Raw genomic sequence first — 12,419 nt, 5'->3', positions numbered from 1 at the left:
TTGCCAGCGGGACGGGCCGCGCCGTCGCGGCCCGTCCGCGCGGTCACGGCTGCACCACCGTGATCGTGGTCGGGTTGCTGCGGCCGACGCCACGCAGCTGCGGCCGGTACATGTCCTCCACCAGCGGCGGCGGCACCGAGTAGGTTCCCGGCGTCACCGCACGCACCAGGTAGAACACGTTGGCCTTGCTGCCACGCGAGAGCTTCAGCGCGGCCACGTAGCGGTCGTCGCGGAACTCCTCGTGCTTGGTATCGGCAGCTTCTCCGCGGTCGCTGATGGTGATGCCATCGACCACCACGTCGGCCCACTGCTTGGCGTCGCCCAGGTTGAAGTTCTCGATCTCCAGGCCGGCCGGCAGCAGGTCGGTCAGCAGTGCATCGGGCATCGTGGTGTCGGCGGTTACGGTCACGCGCACGATCAGTGCTTCGCCTTCCTTCAGCGGGCGCGGCGACCACGGCTTGCCATCGGTGCCGTAGTAGCTGCGTTCGACACCCAGCACACTGTTGTCCGGCGCCGGTGCGCTGCGCGGGATGCCCGCCACGTCGATGCTGGCGAACATCGGCGGCTGGCCCTGCGGGGTGAAGCGTACGCCGCTGGCCAGTTCGCTGGCGCTGAAGTTGCGGCCGAACAGCTTGCGCTCGCCGATGGCTTCGGTGTTGCCACCAATCACCAGCTCACCGGCCACCAGCGCCTTCTGGTTGGCGGCGAGCGCCTTGCCGAGGCGGGCAATCGCCACCTGTTCCTGCGTGCTCAGCCACATCCAGCCGGCATTGCGGCGGGCATCCAGGCCACGGCCGAGATCGACCGCACGCGCGTCCCACGCGGGCTTGGCCAGCTTGTTTTCGTGGGTCAGCGCGATCATCAGCGCGTCATCACGGATCGCACTGCCGTAGTCGCCGAAGTACGACGGGCGTTCGCTGCTGGACTTGGCGAAGGCCGCCGCCAGCGCGGCCTGGCCACGCTTGGCATCGCCCTGCAACGACAGCGCCACGCCCAGATGGACCAGCGACAGGCCACCGACCGCCTTGCTGCGCTCGTTGTCGTACAGCGTGCGCAGGGTACCCAGCGGCGCACGGTTGACCCGGGCCAGCACGTAGCCCGAATACGCCTGGTTGGCGAACTTCAGCTTCTCGCGGTCGTCCTGGCCGTAGAACTGGTTGCCACCGGACAGCAGGTCCTCGCTGAGCCGGTTCAGTGCCTTCTGCAGCACGTTGTCCGGCACCGCGAAACCGGCGTCCTTGGCATCGAGCAGGAACTCGGTGATGTACGGGGTCAGCCACGGGTTCACGTAGCCGTCGTCACCCCACATCGAGAAGTTGCCGTTGGCCACCTGCATCGACGCCAGGCGACCGAACGCACCTTCCATGCGTTCGCGACGGGTCTTGGCATCCAGGCCGTCGGCACCGAGCATCGACGATGTCGCCTGGTCCAGGATCAGCGCGGCGTAGCCCTTGCTGGTGGTCTGCTCGGCACAGCCGTACGGGTAGTTCAGCGCGCCCTGCAGCGCACTGGCGAACGGGATCGGCGGCAGCGGGCTGACCAGCAGGCGGGCATTCACCGACTCGGACATCAGGCCATCGGTCAGGCTGTTGTCGAGGCTGACCGCGGCCAGCGGATCGAGCGTGCGCACCTGCGAACGCAGCACCTGCGGCCACGCCGCACGCACCGGCAGGTCGTAGCGGCGATCGGCCTTGAAGCCGTTGCCATCCACCCGCACGCGCACCTTGGCCACGCTGTGGCCCTCGCGCGCCGACAGCGGGAAGCTCAGCGTGGTCTTGGCATCGGCATTCAACTGCACGCTGCGGCTGCCCTCGCCCAGATTCAACGGGCCTTCGCTTTCCACCTTCACGTTGAACTGGCCCGGCTTGCCGGTGAAGTTCTGCACGTCCAGGGTCACCGTGCTGCGGTCGCCCGGGGCCAGCACGCGCGGCATGCTGGCTTCGGCCAGGATCGGCGCGCGCACAATGGTTTCCACGTCGCGCTTGCCGTACTGGTCATCGCTGTAGACCAGCGCCGACACGCGCAGGGTGCCATTGAAGTCCGGCACCTTCAGGCGGATGCGGGCATTGCCCTTGGCATCGAGCTGCACCGGGCCGGAGAACAGGTCCACGGTCTGCACGCGCGCGGTGGGGCGCTTGGCCTGCGGCAATGCCTGCAGGGCCATGTCACCGCCGAACTTCAGCTTGCCCGCGCCACCGTCGAAGCTCTCGATCACCCGGCTGTAGATGTCGTAGGCATCAATGCCGAGACGACGCTGCGCGAAGAAGTGCGCGCCGGCGTCCGGCACCGGGAAGCGGGTGATGTTGAGGATGCCCACGTCCACCGCCGACACGGTGACGTGTGCGGTCTTGCCCGCCAGCTGCGGTGCGCTGACCGTTACCGGCAGGTCCTGCTCCGGGCGCATCTGCTTGGGCGCGACCAGGCCGACGGCCACGGTGCGGCCCTTGCGGTCCATCGGCACATGCACCACACCCACGGCACGGGCCGGAGTGATCTTGCTCGGCGCACTGCCGCCACGGAACACCAGCGCGGTGATGTAGACGTCGTGGCGTTCCCAGTCGGCGGTGACCGGAATCTTGAAGGTCGAGCCCGGCTTGGCCTCGATGTCCTGCACGTACAGCATGCGGTCGGTCTCGACCATCAGGATGCCCTTGCCGGCGTGCGGCGGGGTCACCGTCACCTCCAGGGTGTCACCGGCCTTGTAGCCGGTCTTGTCCAGGCCCAGCTTGACCTTGTCCGGGCGTGCATCCAGGCCACGGTTGTCATCGCCCCAGCTCCAGCCGGCGCGGAACGGGTAGCGGCTGGTCAGGCCGGTGGACGGATCGAACACGTCCACCCGGTACTCGCCCCACTCCACCGGGAAATCAAAGGCGACCGCGCTGCTGCCGGCATCGACGGTGCGGGTTTCCTTGTTCTCGAAACGGCGGGTGAAATCGTAATCCCAGCGATTGTCGTTGAAGGTCCAGTGGTAGTCGCGCAGTTCGCGTACCAGGGTGATCTTCAGGCCCTTGGCCGGTTGCGGTGTGCCGGCGGCATCCACGCGCATCAGTTCGAAGCGTGCGTTGCCATTGGAATCAGCACCATCGTCGGGGTTGAACAGCGGCCGCACGCCGACCAGCGCATTGGCCGGCCACATCACCCGCTTCAGGGTACGGGTGACAGTGCGGCCACCGGTTTCATACAGGCTGCCGGACAGCACCACGGCGATCGGTGCCTTGGCCTTGGCCGCCTCTTCCGGCAACGCCACGTCCTCACGCAGCTGGCCATTGGCCGGCAGCGTGGTATCGATCACGTCCTTGGCCTCGCGCGGCAGCTGCAGGGTCGGGTCACCGAAGAAATAGCCCGGCAGGCCGTCCACCGGCTTCTGCTCGGCGGCCACCGCCATGCGCGCGGTGAAGCGGTTGCCATCGGCCGGCGCGCCATACAGATAGGCGCCATTGGCCTGCAGGCGCAGGTCCTCACCCGGCTTCAGCGTCTTCTGCGCGCTGTCCAGGTCCAGCTTCATGCGCTCGGGCAGGAACTCCTCGATGCGCAGGGTCATGCCCTGGATCGCTTCCTTGCTGGCCGGGTCGGTGCGGAACTCGACCTGCCAGCGCCCGGTCGGCGCCTCGGCGGGGATCACCTGCTCGAAGTTGATGTAGCCCTGGTCACCCGGCTGCAGGCGGGTCTCGCGGAAGGTCTTGCCATCGGGCTGCTTCAGGCGCAGGAACACCGGCTGAGCCTTGACCGGCTTGCCGTCGTTGTCGCGCAGCAGCGCGGACAGGCGCACGGTTTCGCCCGGCCGGTACAGGTCGCGCCCGGACCAGGCATAGACGTCGAACCAGGCATTGTCACGGCCGGCCACGGCGAATTCGCTCAGGTCCAGCGCCGGCTGGTTGAACGGCAGGAAGCTGGTGTCCTTGCCACTGCTGGCGACCAGCACGTGGGTGGCATCCAGGGTGTAGTTCAGCAGTGCGTTGCCATTGCCGTCGGTGCTGCCCTTCAGTACCACCTCGCCCTTGGCGTCGAGCACGCGCAGGTCGATGCCCTTCAGCGGCGCACCGTCCTTGAGGCCGGCGGTGTGCACGAACAGCTTGTCCTTGTAGGCGCGGGTATGCAGGCCGATGTCGCTGACCGAGAAGAACGCGGTATCGAACTCGCCTTCGTAGTCACCGGTGCGCTTGAGCAGGGCGAAGTACAGGCCCGGCTCCTGCAGTTCCTTGATGTCCTGGGTCGGCAGGTAGGTCAGCACCCGCTCGTTCTTCTTGCCGCCGAGGATGAAGCGGTTGACGTAGACCGGCTCGGCCAGCTTGTTGATCGGGCTGCGTTCGTAGTCGCTGCTCAGTTCCCAGCTGCCACGGCGGCCGCCGCGCTGGTACTGGCTGAAGAAGGTCGGCAGGTCCTTCTCGCGCACGCGCAGGAATTCGACGTCGACTTCCGGCACGTTCACCGAGACCACGGGCAGGCCGCGGCTGTCCTTGGCCGGCAGCACGCTGCCCTGCGACGCGAAACCAACCACCGGCTTCAGTTCGCCGCTGAACACCTTCTGCTTCAGCTCCTTGCCCAGGCGGCTGCCATCGGCGGCCAGCAGGTCCGGCGAGACCACCAGGCTGAACTCCTTGCCGGCCTCTACGAACGGGTAACGCAGGGTCAGGCCGTCATCGGACAGCGTCCAGCTGCTGTCGTCGGTGCCGACCTTCTCCTCGAAGCGCACCAGTTTGTCGAAATCCTGGGTGCCGACCAGCGGGCGCGAGAACTCCAGCGCCAGCGACAGGCCGTCATTCTTCTGGTCCGGGTAGGCGCGCAGCAGGGTGAACTCCTTCACCTGCTCGGCCTTGGTGGTGATGGCTTCACCACTGGCCTTGGGCAGCTGCCCGCTGTCGTTGCGGCAGCCGGCCAGGCCCAGCAACAGACCTCCTGCCAGTATCGCCGCCGCCCATCCCCACCGCTTCCGCCGTGCCGGACCGCTCATGTCGTCACTCCTTGATCGAGGCGGCCATTATAGGCAGGCCGCGTCAAGGTGTTGACGCGAATCCGGCAATTGCCCGGGACGGGTAGTGCCGGCCGCTGGCCGGCAACCGGCATGGCAGGTTGAATGGAATTGCCGGCCAGCGGCCGGCACTACCGATTGCCTCACCCCGGCAGGTACAGGTCCACGTAGTCGGTCACCGGCATTGCCGCCAGCGCCACCGGGTCCAGCGATGCGGCCAGGATGCGCTGCTGCTGGGCGGTCGGGAAGCGGTGGGCCAGGTGCCGGCGGAACTTGTCCATCAGCAGTGGAATGCCTTCCTCGCGGCGTCGAGCGTGGCCGAGTGGGTACTCCACCAACACCTCCGGCAGCTCGGTGCCATCGGCGAAGCGCACGCTCAGGCCGTTGGCGATGCTGCGCTTGCCCGGGTCCAGGTAGTCGGCGCTGAGCTGCGGATCCTCATGGCAGGCCATCTTTGCGCGCAGTGCGTCGATGCGTGGATCCGCCGCCACGTCGTCCTCATAGTCCTCGGCCACCAGCCGCCCATGCAGCAGCGCGATGGCGACCATGTACTGCACGCAGTGGTCGCGGTCGGCCGGGTTGTGCAGCGGCCCCTGCTTGTCGATGATGCGGATGCAGGCTTCCTGGGTGCGGATCGCGATGTGCGCGATGTCCTCGACCCGCCGCCCCGTCGCACGCAGCTGCTGGTGCAGCGCGATCGCTGCCTCCACTGCGGTCTGGCCGTGGAACTCGGCCGGGTAGCTGATCTTGAACAGCACGTTCTCCATCACGTAGCTGCCCAGCGGTCGCCCCAGCGTCAGCCTCTGGCCACGCATGGACACCGCCTCGAAGCCCCAGGTCGGCGCGCTGAGCACGCTGGGATAGCCCATCTCGCCGCTGGCCGCCATCAGCGCCAGGCGCACGCCACGGCTGGTCGCGTCGCCGGCCGCCCAGCTCTTGCGCGAGCCGGTGTTGGGCGCATGCCGGTAGGTGCGCAGCGCCTGGCCATCGACCCAGGCCAGCGACAGCGCATTGAGCATGCGTTCGCGATCCAGCCCGAGCAGCTGCGCGACCACCGCGGTGGTGGCCACCTTGACCAGCACCACGTGGTCCAGCCCAACCCGGTTGAAGGAATTCTGCAGGGCCAGCACGCCCTGGATCTCGTGTGCCTTGATCATCGCCAGCAGCACGTCATGCAGGGTCGGCGCTGGGCGGTGCAGGGCCTGCGCGTTGCGTCCCAGCCAATCGCAGACAGACAGGATGCCGCCGAGATTGTCGGAAGGGTGGCCCCATTCGGCGGCCAGCCAGGTGTCGTTGAAATCCAGCCAGCGCACCATCGCGCCCAGGTTGAAGGCCGCCTGCACCGGGTCCAGCACGTAGTGCGTACCCGGCACGCGCGCACCGTTGACCACGCTGATGCCCGGCACCAGTGGACCGAGCAGCTTGCTGCAGGCCGGGAAGGACAGCGCTTCCAAACCGCAGCCCAGCGTGTCGAGCAGGCAGTGGTGCGCGGTCTGGAACGCCAGGGGTGAGTCGATGCGCGCGTCGCGCACGTAGTCGACGATATCCACCAGCAGCGCATCCCACGCTGCACGCTCGTTGGATGGAATGGGGTTGCTGGACATCGTCGATCTCCTCGTTGCGGTGCACGGTTGCCCGTGCACCCTGCCAACCAAGGTTGGCATCTACCAGAGCATTATTCGGCCGGTACCCGCACCTTGCCTTCCATCAGCACGCGGGCGCTGCGGCTCATGATGGCCTTGGTCACCGTCCACTGGCCGTCAACGAGGCCGGCCTGCGCGCCCACGCGCAGCGTGCCGGAGGGGTGGCCGAAGGTCACCGCTTCGCGTTCACCGCCACCGGCCGCGCGATTGACCAACGTGCCCGGAATCGCCGCGGCGGTACCGATCGCCACGGCGGCAGTGCCCATCATCGCGTGGTGCAGCTTGCCCATCGACAGTGCGCGTGCGTGCAGGTCGATGGCCGAGGCCGGAATGGCCTTGCCGCTGGAGGACACGTAATCCTGTGCCGGCGCCACGAAGGCCACCTTCGGCGTGTGCTGGCGGGTCGCTGCGTCTTCAAGTTTCGAGATCAGGCCCATGCGCAGCGCGCCATGTGCGCGGATGGTCTCGAATTTCTGCAGTGCGGCCTTGTCCTCGTTGATCGCCGGCTGCAGCTCGGTCCCGGTGTAGCCCAGGTCGGCGGCGTTGAGGAAGATGGTCGGGATGCCTGCGGTGATCATCGTCACCTCGAAGCTGCCCACGCCGGGGACATCGAGGGTGTCGACCAGGTTGCCGGTCGGGAACATCGCGCCCGCATCGCCGTCATCGGACGGATCGATGAATTCCAGCTGGATCTCGGCCGCCGGGAAGGTCACGCCATCCAGCTCGAAATCGCCGATCTCCTGTACTTCGCCATCGCGCATCGGCACGTGCGCGATGATGGTCTTGCCGATGTTGGCCTGCCAGATGCGCACGGTGCACAGGCCATCGCGCGGCACACGGGCCGGATCGATCAGACCGTTGGCGATCGCGAACGGACCGACAGCGGTACTGAGGTTGCCGCAGTTGCCGCTCCAGTCGACGAAGGCGGTGTCGATCGACACCTGGCCATACAGGTAGTCCACGTCGTGGCCAGGCACCGAGGCGGTGGAAATGATCACGCACTTGCTGGTGCTGGAGGTAGCGCCGCCCATGCCATCGGTCTGCTTGCCATATGGATCGGGCGAGCCGATCACGCGCATCAGCAGCGCATCGCGCGCGGCGCCGGGCATCTGCGCGGCTTCGGGCAGGTCCTGCAGGCGGAAGAACACGCCCTTGCTGGTGCCGCCGCGCATGTAGGTGGCGGGAATACGGAGTTGCGGGAGGAAGGTCATCATCGAATCCACGCGTTTGAATTTCAGGAAATGTCTTGCATCAGTGCGACAAGGCCACGATCAACGCACCACACACGCATGATGTCCACGCGGTCCGGTAGATCGAGGTAATAGACGAGGTAGCGTTCGAAGCCCGGAACCAGCATGAAGCGCAAAGGCACCGGCAGTTGCGCTGCAAGATCGGCGTGCCGGGTGGAACCCGAGCCTGGAAACACCGCGATGCGTTGAAGCGTGGCCTCCAACTCGACGAGAAAGCGCCGACCCAGTACCAGGCCACCCTGCCGTGCGAACCACAGCGCGGCATCGGCTGCGTCTGCTTCGGCCCGGGGCCTCCATTCAATCGCCTTCACGCTCCATCCTTTCGGTCAGTTCGCGACGCATCCGCTCGAATGTAGCCGCTGTCACCGGAACGGCAGGCCCCGACGCCAGCCCCTCGGCTATCAACTGCTTGAGCAGCGCTTCAGCCTTGCTGCGCTGACGCTGGCGGATCAGGTCACGCACGTAGTCAGACGTACTGGAGTAGCCGCCTTCGCGCACTTCTTCGTCCACGAACTGCTTGAGCGGATCGGTCAGCGAAATGTTCATGGTGGCCATGGAACTCTCCTTTGGCAGTTTTTGCCAAGTCAGTGTGCGCCCTGCCCTGGTGTCGGACAAGCCCGCCCCCGGCCGCCGGGGGCAGGCATTCAGCCCGGCATCACGCCACCTTGGCGCCTTCCAGGAAGTCCTGCGCGAAACGCTGCAGCACGCCGCCGGCCTCGTAGATCGCCACTTCCTCGTCGCTGTCCAGGCGGCAGGTGACCGGCACGATCACGTCCTGGCCGTCGCGGCGATGGATGACCAGGGTCAGGTCGGCGCGCGGGGTGCGCTCGCCGATCACATCGAAGATCTCGGTGCCGTCGATGCCCAGGGTCAGGCGGGTGGTCCCCGGCTTGAACTCCAGCGGCAGCACGCCCATGCCGATCAGGTTGGTACGGTGAATCCGCTCGAAGCCTTCGGCTACGATCGCCTCCACGCCAGCCAGGCGCACGCCCTTGGCGGCCCAGTCGCGCGAGCTGCCCTGGCCGTAGTCGGCACCGGCAATGATGATCAGCGGCTGCTTGCGGTCCATGTAGGTCTCGATCGCTTCCCACATGCGCATCACCTTGCCTTCCGGCTCCACGCGCGCCAGCGAACCCTGCTTCACGCTGCCGTCGTCGTTGCGCACCATCTCGTTGAACAGCTTCGGGTTGGCGAAGGTGGCGCGCTGCGCGGTCAGGTGGTCACCGCGGTGGGTGGCGTAGGAATTGAAGTCCTCTTCCGGCAGGCCCATTTTCGCCAGGTACTCACCGGCGGCACTGGACGCCAGGATCGCGTTGGACGGCGACAGGTGGTCGGTGGTGATGTTGTCCGGCAGCACCGCCAGCGCGCGCATGCCAGACAGCGTGCGCTCACCGGCCAGTGCGCCCTCCCAGTACGGCGGACGGCGGATGTAGGTGCTCTGCGGGCGCCAGTCGTACAGCGGGCTGACCGCCGCACCGTGCTCCACGCGCACGTTGAACATCGGGTTGTAGACGCGGCGGAACTGCTCCGGTTTCACCGAGGCCTTCACCACCGCGTCGATCTCGGCGTCGCTCGGCCAGATGTCCTTCAGGCGCACCTCGTTGCCGTCGGCGTCCACGCCCAGCACGTCCTTCTCGATGTCGAAGCGCACGGTGCCGGCGATGGCATAGGCGATCACCAGCGGCGGCGAGGCCAGGAAGGCCTGCTTCGCATACGGGTGGATGCGGCCATCGAAGTTGCGGTTGCCCGACAACACGGCGGTGGAATACAGGTCGCGATCGATGATTTCCTGCTGGATCTTCGGGTCCAGCGCGCCACTCATGCCGTTGCAGGTGGTGCAGGCGAAGGCGACGATGCCGAAGCCGAGCTTTTCCAGGTCCGGCAGCAGGCCGGCCTCTTCCAGGTACAGCTGCACCGCCTTCGAACCCGGCGCCAGCGACGACTTCACCCACGGCTTGCGCAGCAGGCCACGCTCGTTGGCCTTGCGCGCCAGCAGTGCGGCGGCGATCACGTTGCGCGGATTGGACGTGTTGGTGCAGCTGGTAATGGCGGCGATGATCACCGCGCCATCGGGCATCAGCCCCTGCGCCTGCTCGGCCTTGCCCGCTTCCAGCTTGGCTTCGTCGGCGATGCCGCGCTCGGCCAGCTCGGCGGTCGCCACGCGCTTGTGCGGGTTGGACGGGCCGGCCATGTTGCGCACCACGCTGGACAGGTCGAAGCGCAGCACACGCTCGTATTGTGCGGTGGCCAGGTCATCGGCCCACAGGCCGGTGGTACGGGCGTAGTTCTCCACCAGCGCCACCTGCGATTCCTCGCGGCCGGTCAGGCGCAGGTAATCGATGGTCTGCCCGTCGATGTAGAACATCGCGGCGGTCGCGCCGTACTCCGGGCACATGTTGGAAATGGTGGCGCGGTCACCGATGGTCAGTGCCGCAGCACCCTCGCCGAAGAATTCAAGATACGCACCGACCACGCGTTCCTTGCGCAGGAACTCGGTCAGTGCCAGCACCACGTCGGTGGCGGTAATGCCCGGCTGCGGCCTGCCGGTCAGCTCGACACCGATGATGTCCGGCAGGCGCATCCACGACGCGCGGCCCAGCATCACGTTCTCGGCTTCCAGGCCGCCAACACCAATCGCGATCACGCCCAGCGCATCCACGTGCGGGGTATGGCTGTCGGTACCCACGCAGGTATCCGGGAAGGCCACGCCGTCCTGCACGTAGACCACCGGCGACATCTTCTCCAGGTTGATCTGGTGCATGATGCCGTTGCCCGGCGGAATCACATCCACGTTCTCGAACGCCAGCTTGGTCCAGTCGATGAAGTGGAAGCGATCTTCGTTGCGGCGATCTTCGATGGCGCGGTTCTTCTCGAACGCCTGCGGATCGAAACCACCGCACTCCACCGCCAGCGAGTGATCGACGATCAGCTGCACCGGCACCACCGGATTCACCTTGGCCGGGTCACCGCCCTTGTCGGCGATCGCATCACGCAGGCCGGCCAGGTCAACCAGTGCGGTCTGGCCGAGGATGTCGTGGCACACAACGCGCGCCGGGAACCACGGGAAATCGAGGTCGCGGCGGCGCTCGATCAGCTGCTTCAGCGAATCGCCGAGCGTGGCCGGATCGCAGCGGCGCACCAGGTTCTCGGCCAGCACGCGCGAGGTGTACGGCAGGGTGGCATAGGCGCCGGGCTGGATCGCATCGACAGCGGCACGCGCGTCGAAATAATCCAGCGTGCTGCCGGGGAGGTTCTTGCGGTAATCGGTATTCATGGGCTGGCGGAGTGCTTGAGGCGGGCCGGGTGCCGGCGGTGCGGCGGCGAAAGCATCCGGCCGGCACGCGGCCGGCCGGATGGGGACAGCAGGTGGATCAGACGCGCTTGTCGATGGCGACGAAGTCGCGGTCTTCCGGACCGATGTAGTTGGCGCTCGGGCGGATGATCTTGCCGTCGATGCGCTGTTCGACGATGTGCGCGCTCCAGCCGGCGGTGCGGGCGATCACGAACAGCGGGGTGAACATCGCGGTCGGCACGCCCATCATGTGGTAGCTGACGGCGCTGAACCAGTCCAGGTTCGGGAACATCTTCTTGATGTCCCACATCACCGATTCCAGGCGCTCGGCGATGTCGTACATCTTCATGCTCGACTGTTCTTCGGACAGCTCGCGGGCCACGTCCTTGATCACCTTGTTGCGCGGATCGGAGACGGTGTAGACCGGGTGGCCGAAACCGATCACCACTTCCTTGCGCTCGACGCGGGCCTTGATGTCTTCCTCGGCTTCATCCGGGTTGTCGTAGCGCTTCTGCACTTCGAACGCCACTTCGTTGGCGCCGCCGTGCTTCGGGCCGCGCAGCGCGCCGATGCCACCGCAGATCGCGCTGTACATGTCGCTGCCGGTACCGGCGATGACGCGGCAGGTAAAGGTCGAGGCGTTGAACTCGTGTTCCGCGTACAGGATCAGCGAAGTGTGCATCGCCTTCACCCACGACTCCTGCGGCTTCTCGCCGTGCAGCAGGTGCAGGAAGTGGCCACCGATCGAGTCATCGTCGGTTTCCACGTCGATGGCGCGGCCGTTGTGGCTCCAGTGGTACCAGTACAGCAGCATCGAACCGAGGCAGGCCATCAGCTTGTCGGCGATGTCGCGTGCGCCCGGATGGTTATGGTCGTCCTTCTCCGGCGCCACGCAGCCGAGCACGGACACGCCGGTGCGCATCACGTCCATCGGGTGTGCCGACGGCGGCAGCTCTTCCAGCGCCGCCTTCACCGCAGCCGGAATGCCACGCAGCGACTTCAGCTTGGCCTTGTACGAAACCAGCTCGGCGCGGGTCGGCAGCTTGCCGTGCACCAGCAGGTAGGCGATTTCCTCGAACTCGCTGGTGTTGGCCAGATCCAGGATGTCGTAGCCACGGTAGTGCAGGTCGTTGCCACTACGGCCCACGCTGCACAGCGCGGTGTTGCCGGCAGCGGTGCCGGACAGGGCCACGGACTTCTTCGGCTTGAAGGTCGGGGTTGCGGTCGTATCGTTCATGTTTTCCCTCCGAAAACTGATGGTGCAG

Annotated in this window: 7 protein-coding genes; all 7 read right to left on the bottom strand. The window is 66.6% G+C overall.

Translation table 11 applies throughout. The features are described from left to right. Positions 1-43: 43 nt before the first annotated feature. Positions 44-4,951, bottom strand: a complete 4,908-nt coding sequence (locus BKE09_RS17330; protein WP_075676906.1) for an alpha-2-macroglobulin — start codon at positions 4,949-4,951, stop codon at positions 44-46. Positions 4,952-5,112: 161 nt separating this feature from the next. Beyond that, positions 5,113-6,573, bottom strand: coding sequence for a bifunctional 2-methylcitrate dehydratase/aconitate hydratase (locus tag BKE09_RS17325; protein ID WP_075676905.1), 1,461 nt, complete (start codon positions 6,571-6,573; stop codon positions 5,113-5,115). A gap of 71 nt (positions 6,574-6,644) precedes the next feature. After that, on the bottom strand, positions 6,645-7,823 hold the full coding sequence (prpF, locus tag BKE09_RS17320; RefSeq protein WP_075677357.1) for a 2-methylaconitate cis-trans isomerase PrpF: 1,179 nt from the start codon (positions 7,821-7,823) through the stop codon (positions 6,645-6,647). Positions 7,824-7,846: 23 nt separating this feature from the next. After that, positions 7,847-8,173: a type II toxin-antitoxin system RelE/ParE family toxin gene (locus BKE09_RS17315; protein ID WP_075676903.1), complete on the bottom strand. Its 327-nt coding sequence runs from the start codon at positions 8,171-8,173 to the stop codon at positions 7,847-7,849. After that, positions 8,160-8,417, bottom strand: coding sequence for a type II toxin-antitoxin system ParD family antitoxin (locus BKE09_RS17310; RefSeq protein ID WP_032127809.1), 258 nt, complete (start codon positions 8,415-8,417; stop codon positions 8,160-8,162). Before BKE09_RS17310 ends, BKE09_RS17315 begins: the two co-directional genes overlap by 14 nt. 100 nt (positions 8,418-8,517) lie before the next feature. Further along, a complete protein-coding gene (gene acnD / locus BKE09_RS17305; RefSeq protein ID WP_075676901.1) occupies positions 8,518-11,136 on the bottom strand; it encodes a Fe/S-dependent 2-methylisocitrate dehydratase AcnD in 2,619 nt (872 codons plus the stop codon). A 97-nt stretch (positions 11,137-11,233) separates the two neighbouring features. Next, complete coding sequence (prpC, locus tag BKE09_RS17300) at positions 11,234-12,391, bottom strand: 2-methylcitrate synthase (RefSeq protein WP_014038133.1); 1,158 nt, start codon at positions 12,389-12,391, stop codon at positions 11,234-11,236. Between the last annotated feature and the right edge of the window lie 28 nt (positions 12,392-12,419).

Source organism: Stenotrophomonas sp. TD3, assembly GCF_001939825.1.
Classification (GTDB): Bacteria; Pseudomonadota; Gammaproteobacteria; order Xanthomonadales; family Xanthomonadaceae; genus Stenotrophomonas.
The sequence above is the reverse complement of the archived record's forward strand: the minus strand, read 5'-3'. Positions and strand labels throughout refer to the sequence as shown.